Annotated in this window: 19 protein-coding genes, 1 tRNA gene and 1 pseudogene; 12 read left to right on the forward strand and 9 right to left on the reverse strand. The window is 63.2% G+C overall.

The window, feature by feature from the left end; translation table 11 throughout:
* The 3 genes from EL22_RS01765 to EL22_RS01775 all read right to left on the reverse strand — a co-directional run.
* A partial coding sequence (locus EL22_RS01765) for a cbb3-type cytochrome c oxidase subunit I (protein ID WP_197075823.1) occupies positions 1-493 on the reverse strand: 493 nt, incomplete at its 3' end.
* On the reverse strand, positions 493-1,542 hold the full coding sequence (gene coxB, locus EL22_RS01770) for a cytochrome c oxidase subunit II (RefSeq protein ID WP_050049883.1): 1,050 nt from the start codon (positions 1,540-1,542) through the stop codon (positions 493-495). The genes EL22_RS01765 and coxB, both read right to left, overlap by 1 nt.
* Before the next feature lie 376 nt (positions 1,543-1,918).
* Complete coding sequence (locus tag EL22_RS01775) at positions 1,919-2,326, reverse strand: hypothetical protein (RefSeq protein ID WP_050049884.1); 408 nt, start codon at positions 2,324-2,326, stop codon at positions 1,919-1,921.
* 58 nt (positions 2,327-2,384) lie between these two features.
* Between EL22_RS01775 and EL22_RS01780 the strand changes: the two genes are divergently transcribed.
* From EL22_RS01780 to EL22_RS01800, 5 genes are all read left to right on the forward strand, one after another.
* Positions 2,385-3,020: an adenylate kinase gene (locus EL22_RS01780; protein ID WP_050049885.1), complete on the forward strand. Its 636-nt coding sequence runs from the start codon at positions 2,385-2,387 to the stop codon at positions 3,018-3,020.
* 123 nt (positions 3,021-3,143) lie between these two features.
* Positions 3,144-4,094, forward strand: a complete 951-nt coding sequence (locus EL22_RS01785) for a DUF106 domain-containing protein (protein WP_050049886.1) — start codon at positions 3,144-3,146, stop codon at positions 4,092-4,094.
* Between the two features lie 157 nt (positions 4,095-4,251).
* A complete protein-coding gene (gene cmk, locus EL22_RS01790) occupies positions 4,252-4,827 on the forward strand; it encodes a (d)CMP kinase (RefSeq protein ID WP_050049887.1) in 576 nt (191 codons plus the stop codon).
* Positions 4,827-5,732, forward strand: a complete 906-nt coding sequence (locus EL22_RS01795) for an RNA-guided pseudouridylation complex pseudouridine synthase subunit Cbf5 (RefSeq protein ID WP_050049888.1) — start codon at positions 4,827-4,829, stop codon at positions 5,730-5,732. Before cmk ends, EL22_RS01795 begins: the two co-directional genes overlap by 1 nt.
* A 73-nt stretch (positions 5,733-5,805) precedes the next feature.
* Positions 5,806-5,876, forward strand: a tRNA-Pro gene (locus EL22_RS01800).
* Positions 5,877-6,052: 176 nt separating this feature from the next.
* Here the strand turns inward: EL22_RS01800 and EL22_RS01805 are convergent.
* Positions 6,053-7,096: a hypothetical protein gene (locus EL22_RS01805; protein WP_343123178.1), complete on the reverse strand. Its 1,044-nt coding sequence runs from the start codon at positions 7,094-7,096 to the stop codon at positions 6,053-6,055.
* 604 nt (positions 7,097-7,700) lie between these two features.
* Between EL22_RS01805 and EL22_RS01810 the strand changes: the two genes are divergently transcribed.
* Entirely contained in the window at positions 7,701-8,207 is a 507-nt protein-coding gene (locus tag EL22_RS01810; protein WP_050049889.1) for a hypothetical protein, read from the forward strand.
* Between the two features lie 42 nt (positions 8,208-8,249).
* Here EL22_RS01810 and EL22_RS01815 read toward each other — a convergent pair whose 3' ends face one another.
* Entirely contained in the window at positions 8,250-8,600 is a 351-nt protein-coding gene (locus EL22_RS01815) for a DUF192 domain-containing protein (RefSeq protein ID WP_050049890.1), read from the reverse strand.
* Between the two features lie 86 nt (positions 8,601-8,686).
* A complete protein-coding gene (locus EL22_RS01820; RefSeq protein ID WP_050049891.1) occupies positions 8,687-9,694 on the reverse strand; it encodes a glutathione S-transferase family protein in 1,008 nt (335 codons plus the stop codon).
* Positions 9,695-9,891: 197 nt separating this feature from the next.
* On the opposite strand from EL22_RS01820, the gene EL22_RS01825 reads away from it, so the two are divergent.
* Together EL22_RS01825 and EL22_RS01830 are read left to right on the forward strand one after the other, a co-directional pair.
* Complete coding sequence (locus tag EL22_RS01825) at positions 9,892-10,959, forward strand: mRNA surveillance protein pelota (protein WP_050049892.1); 1,068 nt, start codon at positions 9,892-9,894, stop codon at positions 10,957-10,959.
* 149 nt (positions 10,960-11,108) lie between these two features.
* Positions 11,109-11,306: a hypothetical protein gene (locus EL22_RS01830; RefSeq protein ID WP_050049893.1), complete on the forward strand. Its 198-nt coding sequence runs from the start codon at positions 11,109-11,111 to the stop codon at positions 11,304-11,306.
* Between the two features lie 54 nt (positions 11,307-11,360).
* Here the strand turns inward: EL22_RS01830 and EL22_RS01835 are convergent.
* Positions 11,361-12,892, reverse strand: a pseudogene (locus EL22_RS01835) ((R)-citramalate synthase).
* 364 nt (positions 12,893-13,256) lie between these two features.
* On the opposite strand from EL22_RS01835, the gene EL22_RS01840 reads away from it, so the two are divergent.
* The 3 genes from EL22_RS01840 to EL22_RS01850 all read left to right on the forward strand — a co-directional run bounded on the left by EL22_RS01840 (position 13,257) and on the right by EL22_RS01850 (position 15,815).
* Entirely contained in the window at positions 13,257-14,228 is a 972-nt protein-coding gene (locus tag EL22_RS01840; protein ID WP_050049894.1) for a transcriptional regulator, read from the forward strand.
* Positions 14,229-14,395: 167 nt separating this feature from the next.
* On the forward strand, positions 14,396-15,328 hold the full coding sequence (gene mch / locus EL22_RS01845; RefSeq protein WP_050049895.1) for a methenyltetrahydromethanopterin cyclohydrolase: 933 nt from the start codon (positions 14,396-14,398) through the stop codon (positions 15,326-15,328).
* A 31-nt stretch (positions 15,329-15,359) separates the two neighbouring features.
* A complete protein-coding gene (locus EL22_RS01850) occupies positions 15,360-15,815 on the forward strand; it encodes a hypothetical protein (RefSeq protein WP_050049896.1) in 456 nt (151 codons plus the stop codon).
* A gap of 59 nt (positions 15,816-15,874) precedes the next feature.
* On the opposite strand, the gene EL22_RS01855 is transcribed toward EL22_RS01850, so the two are convergent.
* On the reverse strand, positions 15,875-17,548 hold the full coding sequence (locus EL22_RS01855; RefSeq protein ID WP_050049897.1) for a GTPBP1 family GTP-binding protein: 1,674 nt from the start codon (positions 17,546-17,548) through the stop codon (positions 15,875-15,877).
* A gap of 149 nt (positions 17,549-17,697) precedes the next feature.
* On the opposite strand from EL22_RS01855, the gene EL22_RS01860 reads away from it, so the two are divergent.
* Positions 17,698-17,877 (forward strand): B-box zinc finger protein, encoded by a 180-nt coding sequence (locus EL22_RS01860; protein WP_050049898.1) that lies wholly within the window; start codon positions 17,698-17,700, stop codon positions 17,875-17,877.
* A 138-nt stretch (positions 17,878-18,015) separates the two neighbouring features.
* Here the strand turns inward: EL22_RS01860 and pyrF are convergent, their stop codons facing one another.
* Positions 18,016-18,816: an orotidine-5'-phosphate decarboxylase gene (pyrF, locus tag EL22_RS01865; RefSeq protein WP_050049899.1), complete on the reverse strand. Its 801-nt coding sequence runs from the start codon at positions 18,814-18,816 to the stop codon at positions 18,016-18,018.
* Positions 18,817-19,003 lie beyond the last annotated feature (187 nt).

The raw sequence follows: 19,003 nt of genomic DNA on the forward strand, positions 1-19,003 counted from the left end.
CGAACAGTATCAACGCGAAGATGGTCGCCGTCCCGCCAGTCGTCGCCTGAACTGCCGGCGTATACGTTGGCACGTTCAGGGGGGCGTACATCGTCCACCCGCCTGCGTACGTTCCACCCTGGAAGAACGAGATGGCAAATAGCAGTCCGGAGAACAGATAGAACCAGTAGCTCAACGCGTTCAATCGAGGGAACGCGAGGTCCTTGGCTCCGATCTGTAGCGGGACGAAGTAGTTCGCGAGTCCGCTCGCGATCGGTGAGAGGAACCAGAACACCATCAACAGCCCGTGGGCCGACACTGCCTGGTTGTAGCCGCTGCTCGAGAGGAGGCCGGTTCCGCCGGACTCCCAGAGATGGACGCGGAACACCAGCGCGAGCAGCCCTCCGAGGACGAAGAAGAACAGCGCCGTGACGAGATACAGTATGCCGACGTCCTTGTGGTTCGTCGTAACGAGCCAGCGTTTGATGGACGTTTTCGGCGGCAGATCACTCATTAGTTCTCACCTCCCTGTTCGTCGCTTCCGGTGTCGTCTCCTCCATTGTTACCTCCTGATTCCTCGCTCGAGGCGTTCGGCGACTCGAGCGTGTACGTCTCCTCGGCCGGTCCGGTGAAGTCGAGTTCCTCCTCGACCGACTCGAACTCGGAGTCGTCCGTCGGCGTGATCGTGAGGTTGTAGGTGCCGCCCTGATCGATCTCGTTGATCGTTATCGAGCCGTTCTCGAACTCGGAACCGTCGTAGGAGTAGTCGTGACCGTCTTCTTCGGTGTGCTCGAGCGTGAGCTCGTCGACGCCGCTGGTCACTCGCTCCTCGTTTCCGTCTTGGAGCGTGATGTTGAGAGTGAACTGCTCGTCGACCCACTCCTCGTATCGGTCCTGTTCGTAGACGATCAGATCGCCCGTCATATCGGAGTGGCCCGGACCACACAGTTCGAAGCATTCGATTGCACCTTCGTACGTACCCGCTTCGTCGGCGGTGAACCATGTTTCATCGTGTTCACCGGGGATTGCGTCGGCTTTCACCCGCTCTTGACTTATCCCAAAGGTGTGCCAGACGTCTCTCGACGTCACGTTTAACGAGACTGGTTCACCGGCCGGAACGACCAGTTCGCTGGGCTCGAGGCCGTTTTCGTACTGGTAGGTCCAGCTGAAGGTCTGGCCCTGTACGTCGACCTGAACCGCGTCTTCGTCGAGTTCGTCGGGTCCGTCCTCGACGTAGAGAAGCATCCCGTACGTCCAGGCGATGAGTGCGATGACGACCGCTGCACTCAGCGCGAACGAGACGAATAGTTTTTTGCCGCTGCCGCCGCCCGTCGGAAGTTCTCCGAGTGCCGGCAGATTTTCGTCGTCGGCTTGGTCTCCCGTATCACGATACTTGTACGCGTTGTACAGTGTATACGCGACGACGAGAACACCGACGAGCGTGCCGAGTGCTAGAAAGACGAGGAAGATCTCCTCGAACACGTCCACACGTGTCATCTCTCCAGCACCGGAACCCATCTGCAGTGGAGTCGGAGTTGGAAGTGCGCTGTAGATTGTATTCACCTCTGTTGTATACCGAGTATATGTCGGACGATGCACGCTGGGAGCACTTATCTATTTGGAAACGCTTCCCGCGCCCCACGCACGCCGAAGCGGTCCTCCGTGTCACGTCGACGGGAGTGTGCTCCACGGTGTCCGTGAGTCTTTCTTTGACCCACGGGTCTTTTTTCTGTCGCTCTTGAACCACTCATTTCGGAGAGAAACTACGTATTACCGCTCGAGCCGGCCATTGAGGCGAAGATGTTCGGGCCATGAATGCCGTGCCTGTTCCGGCACCCTCGAGTATTCGCTCTCGACGACCTCCCGTGTCCAGCGCGCGAACTGTCAAACATCGTTCGACTGCGCGCTAGCGCACGCTCGGGCTGTCGTATCACTGTTTCTACAGTTCGACGACCCAGACTCTCGTCGTGTCGGGAAACGCGTAGACGGTTTGAATCACCCTCTCGAGAAACTGCGCGATTCGATCCGGATCGGCGGCCGCACTCACGCGCACGTTCACACCGTCAGTGTCTTCTGGACGGGTCAGCTCGTCGATGCTAAACGCGGGAAACTCGGAGAGGAGTGATTTCAGCCGCTCGAGTTCGTCATCTGTGCAATCGAGGTTTACGATGCCCTCTGCAAACTGGAGCCATGGGACGCCGAGATCGGCGGTCTCCGGGTTCTCACCGAGCGCGCTCTCGTCGACTTCAATCGTGAGGAACTGGCTCCCTCGATCCCGATGAGCGGCAATCGCATCGACGTACAGCGAACGCCGAGATTTGGGGTCGGACGCGTCGAATCTGGTCACACTCGTCTCACGTGCTCGTTTCTTTAAGCCTTTATGCGACGGTGCGGTACTGCTCGATATGGCATCGCCACGAATTTTGATCCTGGGTGCGCCCGGGGCAGGGAAAGGCACACAGAGTGCGAACATTACCGATCACTTCGACATCGAGCACATCACGACCGGGGACGCGCTACGAGCGAACAAGGAGATGGACATCTCCCACCTCGGCCTCGAGTACGACACGCCGGGCGAGTACATGAACGCCGGCGAGCTCGTCCCCGACGAGGTCGTCAACGAGATCGTCGACGAAGCGCTGTCCCAGGCCGACGGGTTCGTTCTCGACGGCTATCCGCGAAACCTCAAGCAGGCGTCTGAACTCGAGTCGATGACGGAACTCGACCTCGCGCTCATGCTCGACGTGAGCGAAGACGAACTCGTCCACCGCCTCACCGGCCGACGTCTGGACCCGGAGACCGGCGACATCTATCACGTCGAGTACAACCCGCCGGAAGACGACGACGTCGAAGCACGGCTCGTCCAGCGGGACGACGACACCGAAGAGACCGTCAAAGAACGGCTTCGGGTGTATCGCGAGAACACCGAGCCGGTGATCGAACACTACGAAGAGGCGGACCTGCTCGAGCGCGTCGACGGGGAGAAAACGCCGGATCAGGTCTGGGACGACGTCAGAGAGACGATCGAGTCGGCCACCTGATGGCTGTCAGCTACTGAGTGTCGATCCGTCTTCGCTACGGTGAGCCACATCGCGCGCCGTCGATCGGCCGTCCGATATTCGAAGAAAAACACTTGTATATCGGACCGCCCAAAGGGCGAATAGATGACTCGCACAGCCGATAAAATCGACACTCTCGTCCGCGAGGACGCTTCGATGGCCGACGCCCTCGAGTCGATCCGCGAAACGGCGGATCGAAACGGGGGAGAGGTCGAGTGGTCGGACGTCAGCGACGATCTCTCGAGCGGGCAGTGGGGCCGGCTGATCGAGAAGGGTATTCTGGTTGATGGCGACGAGGGATTCGAAATCGCGAATCGGGACGCCTACGACGAGGCGTTAGACGGCGATGGCGACGCCGGTGGACTCGACGTGCCGGACGTCGATATCGACGAAGAAGGGTCCAAGTGGTCCCAGTGGGACAAGATGGCCGGTGCCGCCTCTCTCCTGTTGATGTTCGGCTACTGGATCAACTCGATCGGGGACGCGGTCGGGCGAGCCGTCGATACGATCTTCGGGCCGCTCGATGCCGCACTTCCGTTCTACGCGGTGATCATCGCCGTCGCGATGCTAACCGGTCTCTACTCGACCCTGCTTCAGGCGAACCTGATGAACACCGAGCGCATCGGCAAGTACCAGGAGCGACTGAACGCGGTACAGGAGAAACAGAAGGACGTTCGCGAGCGCAAGAAAGAAGCCGAAGAACGCGGTGCGAGCGAAGCGGAACTCGAGGCGCTCGAAAACGAGATGGAGAAGGCTCGTGAGGAACAGATGGAAGCCATGGCGGATAATCTGGGCATGTTCAAAGAGCAGTTCCGTCCGATGGTCTGGATCATGCTCTTTACGATTCCGCTGTTCCTCTGGATGTACTGGAGGGTCTCGAACCTCCAGGGCGCCGAGCAGTACGTCATCATGCCGCTGGTCGGTGAGATCCGGTTGAAACAGGGCATCCTCGGACCGATGATGGGATGGATCGTCTGGTACTTCCTCTGCTCGATGAGCATCACGCAGTTGCTGCGGAAAGCGCTCAACATCGACATGACGCCTACGGGTACCTGAAGAGGACAGAAACGACGGCATTCGTTTTTACGCCGATCGACCGATTGACACCGAGTATCCCGTCTCGGCTTCGACCATCGTCGCTCGAGTGTTCCTCTCTCCGGCTTTATCGCGTCCGATTCAAAACCCATTTTACCCGGTAGCGAGGAGGTGAGATATGTTACTCACCGTCTCCGGACCGCCGGGAAGCGGAAAGAGCACGACAGCTGAGTTGCTTGCCGACGCCTTCGATCTCTCGCACGTGAGCGGCGGTGATATCTTCCGAGAACTCGCGGACGAACGCGGCTATACGCCCCTCGAGTTCAACAAACTCGCCGAGGAAAACGACGACATCGACCGCGATTTGGATCGGCGACTCCGCGAGATCGCGATCGAGGAAGACGACCTCGTCCTCGAGTCGCGACTCGCGGGCTGGCTCGCTGGTGACGCTGCGGACTTCCGGTTCTGGCTCGACGCTCCGGCGAGCGTTCGCGGCGAGCGGATCGCCGAGCGAGAGGGGAAAGACCCGGAACGGGCGACTGAGGAAACGCAGGCTCGAGAAGCCAGCGAAGCCCAGCGCTATCAGGAGTACTACGGGATCGATATCCGCGATCTGACGATCTACGATCTCTCGGTCAACACCGCCCGGTGGGAGCCCGACGCCGTCCTCGACATGCTCGTGACCGCGGTCGACGAATACGACCGACAGGGGGACGAAGGGAAGGCCCCGATCGAACTGGACGCCGAGTTTTGATGGCGCTCCGTGGCCCACCGGACGACCGCTCTCCCACCGAGTTGCTTAGCTTCGGCGTCGTCAACCTCGACAAACCGCCCGGGCCGTCCTCTCACCAGGTGAGCGGCTGGCTCCGCGACGCAGTCGCCGACTCGCTCGAGCGGGCCGACGCCGAAACGTCGATCGATCGCGCGGCCCACGCGGGGACGCTCGATCCGAAAGTCACCGGCTGCCTCCCGGTCATGCTCGGAGACGCGACCCGCCTCGCCCAGGCGTTTCTCGAGGGCCAAAAGGAGTACGTCGCCGTCCTCGAGACCCACGCGCCGGTCCCCTCGGACGTCGAGTCCGTCATCGAGGAGTTCGAGGGACCGATCTACCAGAAACCCCCTCGGAAAAGCGCCGTCTCGCGTCGCCTGCGCGTTCGCGAACTGTATGACCTCGAGGTGCTCGAAACCGCCGACCGACAAGTTCTGTTACGGATTCGCTGCGAGAGCGGCACGTACGTCAGGAAACTCTGTCACGACATCGGATTGGCGCTTGGCACCGGCGGCCACATGGGCCACCTCCGTCGAACGGCGACGGAACCGTTCGACGACGGCACGCTCTGTACCGCCGAGGAATTCGTCGACGCGCTCGCCTTCTGGCTCGAGGACGACGATCCGGAACCACTCTTCGAACTCGTCGGTCCCGGCGAACGAATCCTCGAGGACATTCCTTCAGTTGTTATCGCCGACAGTGCGGCCCGAGAGGTTGCCGAAGGCGCACCGGTGTACGCTCCCGGCGTGCTCGAGGTCCCGGACGCAGATCGTGGTTCGCTCGTCGCCTGTTACACGCGGAACGGAGCGGCGGTTTGTCTCGGAACGCTGGTCGGTGACGCTACGAGCAAGACGGGGACCGTCGTGGAACTCGAGCGCGTACTCGTGTGACCCTCGGAGTCGCCGCCGTCCGGTTTTCGTGAAACGACACGCTTAAACGCTACACTCCCATCGGTCAATACGCGGGACCGTGGGGTAGTGGTATCCTCTGCGGATGGGGTCCGTAGGACCTGAGTTCGACTCTCGGCGGTCCCATCAGAAATTTTGTAACCTCCCAACTCCGAGCAGTTCAGCTACCTCTGTGTCCCCGTCAGACCGGTTGTCCGGTCGCGAGCCGTCGTGACTGGCGAGGGCGAAGGCCAGTTCGCGGTACCGCCTCGAGCGGGTTTCACCGTCGAGTTCGTCTCGGGTCTACGGTTTCGGCGCTTGGCCTACCGCGAGAACAGCTCACCGAACCCCTGCGGTAGCTCCACGCCGGCGTCGGAGAGCGCTTCCTCGATATCGTCTTCGCTCACGTCGCCGGCGGTGTCCGAATCCGTCTCGTCGTCCGACCCCAAATCAGAGGACGAATCGTCATCGAACTCGGTATCCGACTCCTCTTCAGGGGTCGTCGTACAGTTACCGGACCCGCAGGGTTCGAACTCGAAGGTGCCGTTGAGCGCCATCGAATGATCGTCGTAGTAGCTGAAGAGATCCTTCGGCGCCTCGTAGCGGCCGCCGTAGTGATTGACGGGGCCCGTGGTGTCGATGATGTTGTCGCCGAGGTCCGACGTGAAGCTGAAGTTCTCGCGCTCGAAGATGAGATCGCCGTCGAGCCAATAGCGGACGATACCGTCGCTGTTGGCCTCGCCATTGGAGACCGAGTTCACGCAGACATAGCTCTCGAAGTCGTACCAGACACCGGGGACGATATTCGGCTGGGCGAGGGCGTACTCGTCGTCGTCCATGATGTAATTGTGATCCTGTGCCGCGTCGATGTGGTAGGTGTCCGAGAGCAGGTGAAACGGGCCTTCGGGGTCCGTTCCGCGGCTGGTCACGTACATGCGGTTGCTCCAGCCGTTGGTCCCGTCAGGGACGTCCCCTCCGGCGGAAGCTTCACCGAGGGAGAGCGCGCAGTTCCAGAGCCGACAGTTCGATGGATCGCGGCCTTCCATCGACCAGTTCGTGTTGAGTGCGAATCGCATGCGGGTGTTGAGTTCGAACAGGCCGTCTTCGAACTCGTAGTGGGCATTTGCGCCCCAGTGGGTGTCGCCGTTGACCTCTATCTGGATCGCACTCTCGCCGGAGTAGACCGGATCGGAGACGAAATTGATGTTGTCGACGTCGCCGTTGGACAGCCAGTAGAGGTCGCTGATGTCGTCGTACTCGTCGTAGTCGAGGTGGATGATATCGTCGGGTCGACTCCCCGCTGGTGCTGCCGCGACGCTGCCGGTTCCCAATCCGATTGCACCGAGGACGGCTCCCGCACCCGCCAACGCGCCCGTCTGGAGCGCTCGGCGTCGGGTAACAGCGGGTGTAGATCGCTGTTCAGATACTCGTCGTTGCTGATCGGACGCTCGTCGTTCGTCGCGTGAGTTCGATCGTTCTCCGTCTGATCGCTCGGGATTCGAATGCTCTTCCATGCACTCGGATAATTACATCCGAACACTGATTGTATTGTAGTGGTTACCCGCTCGAGAACCGTTGCAGCTACCACAACCGGGTTTGGCCCTCGAGCCGGTGACAGCGCGGTCGGAGTAACGGCCGCCAACCCGCCACTTGCGGAGGTCAAAACGGTAATAGCCGATACCAAATTTCGATACTCATCACGGACGCCGCTGCTATCGACTGAACTAGTACTGTCTACGGAAACGAGCGCCCTGCACCCGAGAGCTATCGCCGACACGATTGGGGAGGGTTTACTGGCACCCGTCCGCTCTCGGCAGCACGGATTCGGCGACAGCGTTCTCGAGAACGTACACGCTCTCGAGGGCGATTTTGCGTTCGCCCGAACTGATACGGTTCCCGACGTTCACAACTGCGCGACAGACCAAACTCGTAAGGCGACGGTCTCAACCAGCGTCGCCGTCTACGGACCCCATGAACGTCTTCTGGCTCGACGACGACCCGCGGCTGGCCGCTCGCTATCACTGCGACCAGCACGTGAACAAGCTCCTCCTCGAGGCGGCTCAGGTCTTGTGCACCGCCGCGCGGGAGAACGGGCTCGAGGCGGAGTTCCTCTATCGCTCGACCCACGTCGACCACCCCGTGACCCGGTGGGCGATCGAATCGCGAGCGAACTGGCTCCGACTCCGCGAGCACGCCGCGGCGCTCAACGCCGAGTTCGTCGAGCGCTACGACAAGGACGAGGACCACGCGAGCTGGCAGGTTATCGAGCGGATCGACCCCGACGAAATCGAATTCCAGGCGACGGAGCCAACTCGGCGACCGCAGGCCATGCCGGAGGAATATCGACGCGAAGATCCGGTCGAAGCCTATCGAGCGTACTACGCCGGTGAAAAAGCCGAGTGGGCCAAGTGGCGGTACACGGATCGTCCACCGTGGCTCGAGGAGTATCAGACGATCCTCGAGAACACCGACAACTAGTACGTCGTCGTAACTGGACAAATGCCGTAACGGCCAGGGAATTCAGCCGTCCTCGAGAATCAACTCGTCGCCGACGTCGACCGCGCTCGCGGTTCCCGCCGGGAGTTCGACGATCAGGTCCGCCGTTTCCTTCGCGAACCCGCGCCAGGGCCGAAGCGTCTCGACGCGCTGGACGACGTCGTCCTGAACCCAGACGACGTCGAGCGGCATGAAGACGAACAGCATGTGGATGTCTCGAGCCGTCGCGGTATCGTAGGTGAACGCGAGCGCGTATCCGTCGGGAATCGATCGCTTGAACATCAGCCCGCGGGTCTGGCTTACGAGGCCGTCCGCAACCTCGACATCGCTCGCGAGCGGTTCCCGCGCTCCGTCGGCGTGGTGGACGAGTCGCACGCCCTCGAGTCGACGCGGAGCCGTCAAAAAGATTCTCGCCGTGTCGCCGCTCGCTGCGTACCGCTTGCCGAACGATACCTGTACCGTCAGTCGTCGGCGCTCGAGGCGGCCAGTTCCGTCGGCGGCCCGCCCGGAAGCTCGTCGCGATCGTGTGCGGCCTCGAAATCGAGATCCGGACCGCGGGCGATGATTCCCGACGGCGTCACGTCGGGGTGGGTCGTGTAGTAGTGTTCCGTGATGTGATCCATCTCGACCGTCTGTGCGACGCCGGGCGTCTGATAGAGATCACGGAGGTACGGCCAGAGGTGCTCGTACTCGCGGATGAACTGCACGTTACACATGAAGTGGGTGTGATAGACCTGATCGAACCGGACGAGCGTCGTGAACATGCAGATGTCTGCCTCCGTGAGTCGATCGCCGGCGAGGTACCGCTGGTCAGAGAGCACCTCGTCCCAGCGTCCGAGCGCGCCGAAGAGATCGTCGATGGCCTCGTCGTACGGTTCCTGTTCGGTTGCGAAGCCAGCCCGATAGACGCCGTTGTTGATCGGCTCGTAGATGTCGTCGATGATTCGGTCGACCTCCTCGCGGTACTCCTCCGGATAGAGGTCGACATCCCGGTTCGCGATGTCGTCGAACTCGGTATCGAGCATCCGCAAGATTTCTTCGGACTCGTTGTTGACGATGGTCTCCTCGCGTTTGTCCCAGAGGACGGGCACCGTCACGCGACAGGTCGCGTCCGGATCGGCGCGGACGTAGAGTTCCCGCAGGTAGTCCGAATCGTACAGGTGATCCGGCGTACAGCCCGCTTTCTCCGGTGTGAACTGCCAACCGTCCTCGTCGCGATACGGGTCGACGACCGACACCGAAATCGCGTCCTCGAGCCCTTTCAGCGACCGGACGAGCAGCGTTCGGTGGGCCCACGGACAGGCGTAAGAAACGTACAGGTGGTACCGACCCGCCTCCGGCTGGAATCGGGCGTCGGGCTCGTTTCGAATCTCGTTCCGAAAATTCGTCTCCTGGCGTTCGAATGAGCCGTGCTCCCCGGTGGTCTCGTACGCATCGGTCCGCCACTCCCCGTCGACGAGTTGGTTCATACCCGACGGTAGGCAGTCCAGACACAAAACGAGGCGGCGACATCGATGTTACCGGGTCGACTCGAGCCCGTACTCGACAGTGTTATTTCGAGCCTGCGTCCAATCGAGTCGACCTCGAGCATCCACTATGCCTTCGAGCATCCGCTGCACCTCGATCGATCGCAGAGCACTTACCCACCCCCGCGGAACACACGCCCATGCAGATCAAGAGCCGGGAGCAGGTCGAAGGCGGCCGCGAGCGCGTCGAGGTCGTCCCCGAGAGCATCGACGACCTCTGGCACTTGCAGTACGTCCTAGAGCCCGGCGACCGCGTCGCGGGCGATACGACCCGGCGGATTCAGCGAAACGACGAGCAGATGCGGGATACGGGCGGCGAGCGCGAGCCCATGTGGGTCGCCATCGCCGTCGAGGACATCGAGTTCCACAAGTTCGCCAACCGCCTGCGCGTCGGCGGCGAGATCGTCGCCTGCTCGCGCGAGGACCAACTCGGCTTTCACCACACGCTGAACGTCGAGGAGCGCGACGAACTCTCGATCGAAAAGTGGTTCAAACCCGATCAGGAAGCGCGCCTCGAGGAAGCCGAGGAGGCGACGGAGAATCCGGACGTCGCCATCGCGACCGTCGAGGAAGGGGCCGCACACGTCCACACGGTCGCCCAGTACGGCACCGAAGAGCGGGCGACGATCTCCGGGCCGACCGGTAAGGGCGACTTCGCGCGCGACCGCTCGGAACTGTTCGACGAACTCGCGGCGGTGCTCTCGCGGATGGACGTCGACGCGATCATCCTCGCGGGTCCGGGGTTCACGAAGCAGGACGCGCGCAAACACTTCGAGAAGAACAACGCCGGACTGACCGAGCTGATAACCATGGTCGATACCTCCGCGGTCGGCGACCGGGGCGTCCACGAAGTGCTCAAGCGCGGCGCGGTCGCTGACGTCCAGCAGGAGACCAGAATCGAAAGCGAGGCGGAGGCCATCGACGAACTCACTCGCCGGATCGCCGAGGGCGCGAAGGCGGCCTACGGGCCGGAAGAGGTCAGCAAAGCCGCCGAGTACGGCGCGATCGAGGAACTGCTGATCCTCGACGACAAACTCCGGAAGGAACGGGGCCCCGACGGCGAGTGGGCGCTCGACGTCGACGACATCGTCCGCACCGCAGAACAGAAAGGCGGCGAGGTGACGGTCTTCTCGAGCGAGTTCCCGCCGGGCCAACAGCTCTCGAATCTCGGCGGAATCGCGGCGCTGTTGCGGTATCGCCTCGAGTAACCGCGGAAAACGGGAGCGATGACCGCGATAGCCACCGGAGTGCTGACCGCGAAAAGGCGAGAGCTAACCACGAGAGACGAAAGCGCTGATCGGCCGCCCGCTCGAGCGAAAGGCGATCGATTCTCGTTGTTCGAGCGAGACGATCGGGTATGGACAAACGCCCACGACTCGTCGTCGGGACGATCTGGATCGCGGTCGCGTGCATCATGGCGACGACGCTCGAGCCGAGCGTACCGACCACGGTCGTCGAAATTCTTCGGGTGTTCGTCGTCCTGATGGCGCTGTTTCTGGGGTTCGTCTACCTGTTCGATCCGCGCGGCCTGATCACCGAACGGCGGTTTCACTGACCGGAACTCGAGCCGAGCAGTCGAATCGAGAGAAACTGTTCCGAGAACCGAACCTTAGTCGTCAGCCATCGCGAGCGCCTGTCGATCGGACTCGAGGAGTCGATCGAGCGCGTCGACCATCGCCTCGACGCTGGCGCGGGTAATATCGGCCTCGCTACGGGCGACGGTGACGGTGCGATCGTCCCGAGACATCGTCACCTCGACGGTCACGACGCGTCGGTGCCGCCCGTGACCGCGTCGACGTGATAGGACTCGAGTTCGGCGTCGGCCGCGGAGCCGAGCGCCTCGCGGACGGCGGAGACGGCGGCGTCGACCGGCCCGGAGCCGGTGCCGCTCGCGACGCGTTCCTCGCCGCCGACGTCGAGGCGAACGCTCGCGGTCGGGATCGGACCCCCGCTGGTCGCAGCGATGTCGACCAGTTCGACGACGCGCTCGCGCTCGGTTCCGGTGACGTCTTCGGCGATAGCGAGCAGGTCCGCGTCCGTCACGTGTCGACCGCGGTCGCCGAGTTCGGTCACCCGCGTCGCGATGTCGGCGACCTCGTCGTCGCTCGCGTCGACGCCGTGTTCCTCGAGCGCGGCTTTCACGCCCGCGCGGCCGGCGTGTTTCCCGAGCGCGAGTCGTCGTTCGCGGCCGACGGTTTCGGGCTCGTAGGGCTCGTACATCTTGTCGTCCTTGAGCGTGCCGTCGGTGTGGATGCCGCTCTCGTGGGTGAAGGCGTTCTCGCCGATCACGGCCTTGTTCGGCGCGAGCGGAATGCCGGTCGCCCGAGAACAGACCTGCGCTAGGTCGTACACTTCCTCGAGATCGAGCGTCTCGACGTCGTAGACGTGCTCGAGCGCGATGGCGACCTCCTCCAAGGCGACGTTGCCCGCGCGCTCGCCGAGTCCGTTGACGGTACAGTGAACGAGGTCGGCACCGGCGGAGATCGCAGAAAGGGCGTTCGCGACGCCCAGTCCCAGATCGTCGTGTGTGTGTGCGCTTACGGGACCGAGTTCTGCGAGTCGCGAGACGGCCTCGGCGGTGCGTTCCGGGCCCGTGTGGCCGACGGTGTCGGCGAAGCAGGTTCGGTCGGCACCGGCCTCGAGTGCGGTCTCTCCCAGCGTCTCGAGGTAGTCGAGATCCGCGCGCGAGCCGTCCTCGCCGATGACCTCGACCCAGAGGTCGTGGTCTTTCGCGTAGGAGACCAGTTCCGCGGTCTTCTCGAGGTTATCTTCCCGGGAAGTCCCGACTTTCCCCTCGACGTGTCGGTCGCTGGCCGGCACGACGAGGTGGATTCCGTCGACGTCACACTCGAGCGCGAGGTCGATATCCGACTGGATTCCCCGGCAGAAACTCGTCACGCGCGCCTCGAGATCGAGGTCGGTGACCCGAGAGATCGCCTGTCGCTCGCCCGCGCCGGTACAGGCGCTTCCGGCTTCGATAACCGAAACGCCCGCGCGCTCGAGCGCTCGAGCGATCTCGACTTTCTCGTCGGGAGAGAGCGAGACGCCGGGTGCTTGTTCGCCATCGCGAAGCGTCGTATCGAGCAGGCGGACGGTACGGTCGGACGGAATCGTCTGTTCGGGGGAGTGTGTTACGGGCAAGAGTGATGAACTGCGATTTTCAGAATCGCGGAATTTCGCATCCAGCCGGGTCGCCCCGACTTCCTCTATCCTCGTCGTTCGGCGTTGAGATGGTATCTCGTGCCATTATACTGGGACAATCGAACAGGAAGACCTTAAAGCCGCCGATGCCGGGCACGCTCGCCGCGCCGTCACCGTTCGAGCGCATCGAGCCGGATCGTTTCGCGAATCGCCCGTCGAATTCTAGCTGACTGCGCCTCGAACGTCCCTCGATCGGGAGAACGATACTATATAAATATACCTCTGATATTTCGGGAAAACGCAATACGGGAACGGGGGATGTGCGGGACAACCCTTATGTAGAAGCAGTCGCTTACTTTATCCCATGTCCCGATCCGCACTGGTCGGCAACGTCACCGCGATGCTCGAGGACGCGGGCTTTGTGGTCAGCGACCGGTGTGCGATTCGACCGAAGAGTTTCGACATCGCAGCACGCCGCGGCGACGACCTCCTGCTCGTCAAAATTCTCGGCAACATCGACGCGTTCAATCGGGCGACCGGCCACGAGATGCAACGGCTCGGAACCTACCTTCACGCGACGCCGCTCGTTATCGGCCTGCGGAGTCGCGACGAGGACCTCAAACCCGACGTCGTCTACTTCCGACACGGGGTTCCGGTGTTCAGCCCCGACACGGCCTACAACCTGTTCATCGAGGGCGTGCCGCCGCTGATCTACGCCGCACCCGGCGGCCTGTACGTCAACATCGACGGCGACTTGCTCGCCGACGAGCGCGAGGACCGCGACTGGAGTCTCGGTCGCCTCGCGAACGAACTCGGCGTCTCCCGGCGCACCGTCTCGAAGTACGAGGACGGCATGAACGCTTCCATCGAAGTCGCGATGGCCTTAGAGGAACTGTTCACGTCCGAACTCACCAGTCCGGTCGACGTGCTCGAGGGGGCAGAAGACGTCCACGAGAGCGACTCGACTCCCGAGGACCCGGCCGCCGACCCCGACGACGAGGAGGTCGTCGCGGTGCTGTCGAACGCCGGCTACAGCGTTCACCCGACGCTCCGATCCCCGTTCAAGGCGATCAGCGAGGATCGAGACGATGGCGACAACGAGGTCCTTCTAACCGGCCACTCGGAGTTTACGAAAGCGGCCGAAAAGCGCGCCCGGATCATGAGTTCGATCGGGCAGGTGACCCGAACGCACTCCGTCTACGTCGTCGACAGGGCCAAACGCGACGCCGTCGACGGCACGGCGCTGGTCGAACGCGACGAACTCGAGGAGCTTCGCGAGGCCGACGACCTGCGCGACGTGATACGTGACCGGGCCGAGCGCGAGGAAGTCGCCTGATCGTCAATTGTGCCGATCGAGTCCGAAACGATATTTTGCCGGCCAATCCACCGCTTTACAACGCCGAAGCGGCGTCGCGACGAAAGGATCTAAACGCAAGACACGTGTCAGCTGTTTCCGGGTTCGAACTGATAAACTGTTTTAGGGAGGCAGGTGAAGCGAACCCTATGGAGAGTCTCAACCGAATGGCGATCGAACTCGTCGACGAAGCCCTCGAGTACGCCGAAGAGTTGAACATCGGCGGCTACGACCTCGAAAACGAGTCGACGGTCCTCGACTTCGGGATCGACTTCGACGGCGGGATCGAAGCCGGACTATTGCTGACGGAGATCCAGACAGCCGGTCTAGCGACCCCGAGCACCGAGCTGGGCGACATCGGCGACGCACCGGTACCGTACGTCGACCTCTCGACCGACCAGCCGGCGCTCGCGCTGCTTTGCTCGCAGAAGGCGAGTTGGGAACTCACGACCGACGATTTCGACGGACTCGGAAGCGGCCCCGCTCGAGCGCTGGTCGCCGAGGAAACCGAGTTTCGTCAGATGGGCTACACCGACGCATTCGACCTCACTGCACTCGCAGTCGAAACCGACGAGCAACCAACGGAAGCGGCGGCAGCGCAGGTCGCCGACCTCGCCGAGGTCGAATCGAGTGGCGTCTTCTTGCTCGCCTACTCGACCGGGAGCCTCGTCGGCAGCGTGACGAGCGCGGCCAGAGCGGCCGAACTGGCGACGTTCCGGCTGACGGAACTGGGCTACGATCCGCGAGATATCGTCTCGGCAAGCGGCCGAGCGCCGGTCGCCCCGGTCGCCGGGGACGAAGGGGAGGCGATCGCCCGCACGAACGACGCGCTGGCCTACGGCGGCACGGCACACCTCGTCGTCCGCGAGGACGCGGATTTCTTCGAGCACGTTCCCTCGACTGCCGCCGACGAACACGGCCGGCCGTTCGCCGAAATCTTCGACGACCTCGAGTGGGACTTCTCGGAGGTCCCCGCCGATCTGTTCGCGCCCGGGAAGGTGACGATCGACGTCCTCTCGGGTCCGACGTACGTCGTCGGCGAGACGAACGAATCGCTGCTCGTCGAGTCGTTCGATCTCTGATCGTCCCGTTCACACTGCTACGCATCTCGCTATGCGATTCAAACCAGTTCCCGAACCACCCGCCGACCTCGCGGCCGTAGCGACGGTTCGAGCGGCGGTTCCGGAGCACCCAGACGAGGGGATCGACTGCTGTACGTGGTTGATCGACCGCACGCACCTCGAGGAGCGCGACGAGGCCGCGGACTGGCTGACCTTCCTCCGGGCGCTGGAGTTGGCGAGAGATGACCCTGATGGCTTCACGCAAACAACGAGAGCGATCGACCTCGAGTCCCTTCGAACGGCGTTTCGGGAGCGGGTCGTTGGCGTCGAAGCGATCCTCGAGACGCTCGAGGCGGCCGACCGGCCGCTCGAGCCGGCGGACGTCTGCAACCGCGTTCGGACTCGAGCGAGCGGCGAGGAGGCGCTCGAACGCACCGAACGGCTCCTCGAGTGGGCCGCGCTCCTCGAATTCGTCGCGGTCGATGCGGACAGGTATCGGCTCCGCTGACGGTTCTGGTCGGTATAGAAAGAGATGATGCGTGAGATGGGTCAGTTCGCCGGAGCGACTCAGTCCGCCGGATTCACGCCCGTCACGGTGCCGACGCCCTTGCTGCGGCCCTCGCGGAAGACGAATCGCTGTCCTTCCTCGACGAGGTACGGTCTGAACTTGAACTCGACCGTCGTCTTCCCTTTGTCACCCGGCAGGAGGCGACCGTCCTCCGGATAGAAGGCGGCGGCTTCGCCGATCGTCTCGAGGTGGACGACCGGTTCGTACCCCTCGCCGATCCGAGTGGGGTGGTTGAGGACCATGACCTCCGCTTCGAACTCGCGAACTGGCTCGGGGTCGGCGTCGGCGGGGAGGAGAACCATCCCGCGCTCGATGGCGTCCTCCTGGATTCCCTTGAGCGCGATGCCGACGATCCGACCCGCCTGGGCCTGATCGACGCGGTGATAGTGCATCTCAATCGATCGAACCTCGACCGCCTCGAAGCGGCCGTCCGGCATCGGCCCGAGCAGTAACTCGTCGCCCGCTTCGACGGATCCCGCCATTACCGTCCCCGAGGCGACGGCGCCGACGCCGGTCACCGAGTAGCTCCTGTCGACGTACATCCGGAACTCGCCGTCGTTGCCCGCCGTCTTCGGGAGCCGATCGAACAATTCGTCGAGCGTCTCGAGTCCCGCCATCGTGATCGCGCTGGTGGCGACGATGGGGACGACGGTATCGTCTATCTCCTCGACCGCGGCGTCGATCCCGTGGCGCGCGACGCTGAGCGGGGACTTGCCGACTTCTCTGAGCAGCCGTTCGACCTCGCGAGTCACCGCCTCGACGCGGTCGTCGTCGACGGCGTCGACCTTGGTGATCGCGACGATGGTCGGCAGCTCCGTCGCGAGCAGGATGCCGAGGTGTTCGCGGGTGACCCGCGTCGGCCCGTCGTCGGCCTCGACGACTAACAGGCCGTAATCGAGTTTCTGGCCGACCAGTCCGCGGATCGTCGTCCGAAGCCACGGCTCGTGGCCGACCGTGTCGACGAACGAGACGAGTCGGTCGGCCTCCTCGACGACCTGGGCGCGGTCGCTCTTCCGATTCGGGTTCTTGACGCGGATCGGGCCGTCGTCGTCGAAGCCGTAGACGGCGTAGGAGAGGTCGGCGGAGAGCCCCCGGTCGACTTCGTGGGGCTGGACGTCCAGAAACGCCCGCGTTGCGCCGTCGCCGTCGTCAGGCTTGCCGGTTACGAGCGAGCCCACGAGCGTACTCTTTCCGTGATCGACGTGGCCCGCGGTTCCGACGACGACGTGTTCGTCGTCGGTCTCGAGGACCGCACCTTCGCGAATTTGGGCGACGCCGACGAGGCCGTTGTCGTTCGACGAGGCGGTGTCGTCGCTCGGGCTGGATCGATCCGTGCCGGCCGCGGTGGTCTGGGTACCGGAGCCGACGCCCCACGTCTGTACGTCGTCGATGTGACAGTCGGCCTCCTCGGCGAGCAAGGAGAGGACGTCCATCGACTCGGAGAACGTCTCCGCGTCGATCCCCGCGAGGCCGCCGTCGTCGGTGACGCCGACTACGTACGTTGCTTCGCCGTCGCCGGAGAGAACGCGGTGTCGCAGTTGGGCGGCCAGACTCTCGCGTCGCCCGCCCTCGAGGTGGACATCGCGAAGCAGTCGTTCTTTGAATTCGACGCTGCCGCCGTCCTGTTCACCACGTTCCAGGGCCCGCTCGAGTAAGGCCCGGTCACGGCTCATGTGCCACGGTAGAGAGTCACAGCGCAAAAGCCTTCTCGTTGCGTGTCAGCTGTTGACACTGGACAATGGCTCATTTCCGGCGCGAATATTCCCGGCGACCGATCGATTCCGGGAGCGGTTTCAAGCGTCTGGATTCCCTACGGGGACGTATGAGCGTGAGCGGGCTCTGCCAGATCTGTGAATCGCGACCGGCCCAGGCCCGGTGTGAGAACTGCGGAGCGCTGGTGTGCGAGAAACACTTCGACCGCGGGCTCGGGCTCTGTGCGGACTGTGCCGCCCAGGCGCGACCGGGTGAGCAGCCCGACGATACCGATATCCATCGGTTCTGACCGGACTGTTCCGACCGGTTAGTGCCACCGCTGGAAAAACGGCCCACCGTTGAAAAACAGCCACCAGCGGCGTCTAAACCGCCCAGTCTCAGCTCCGACACTGATTCAGTGGCTCGGTTTCGGTATCGGTCCGATATCTCAGTCTCGGTACTTGTTCAATCTGGACTGCAACTTCGCCGCGGCCTGACCGGCAGCGGCTGCGAACTCTTCTCCCGCGTCCTCGCCGGCGAAGATGATCCCTCGAGAGGAGTTGACGAGGCCGACGCCGTTCGCGAGGCCGTGTTCGACGGCGGCTTCGGCGTCGCCGCCTTGCGCGCCGATGCCCGGCACGAGGAAAGGCAGATCCGGTGCCAGCTCTCGGACCTCCTCGAGTTCGTCCGGGTTCGTCGCGCCGACGACGAGGCCGACGTTGTCGTTCGCGTTCCAGGTGTCTGCCAGCGCCGCCACCCGTTCGTAGAGCGGTTCACCGGACGCGAGCTCGAGGTCCTGCAGATCCGCGCCGCCGGGGTTCGACGTTCGACAGAGGACGAACACGCCGGCTTCCTCCTCGGCGAGAAACGGCTGGAGGGAGTCACGACCCATGTAGGGGTTGACGGTGATCGCGTCGACCGTCTCGAGGATCTGCGCGTACTGTCGGGTCGTGTTGCCGATGTCGGCCCGCTTGGCGTCGAGCAGGACCGGGACGCCCTTGCCGTGGGCGTAGGCGACCGTCTCCTCGAGGGCGCGCCAGCCGTCGGGGTCCTCGTAGAACGCGGCGTTTGGTTTGTAGACCGCGGCGTGTTCGTGGGTCGCGTCGATGATCCGGCGGTTGAACGCCCACCGCGGAAGGTCGTACCCCTCGAGGTGGTCCGGGATGCGTTTCGGGTCGGGATCCAGCCCGACGCTGACGACGCTGTCGACCGAGACGATGCGGTCGTGCAGCCGATCGAAGAAGTTCATGCCCTCGAGTGCAAACCCGACGGCCGAAAGTGTTGCTATCGGCCCCGCCTCGAGCGGGAGACGCAGCGACGACGGACGACGCAGCGATGACCGACGACTCAGCGATGACCGACGACTCAGCGACGCCGACCAGGCTATCGCCGGCGCTCAAGCGCCGACGACGCGTGATGGTGATGGGGAGAACCTA

It is taken from the genome of Halostagnicola sp. A56 (assembly GCF_000691505.1).
GTDB lineage: Archaea > Halobacteriota > Halobacteria > Halobacteriales > Natrialbaceae > Halostagnicola.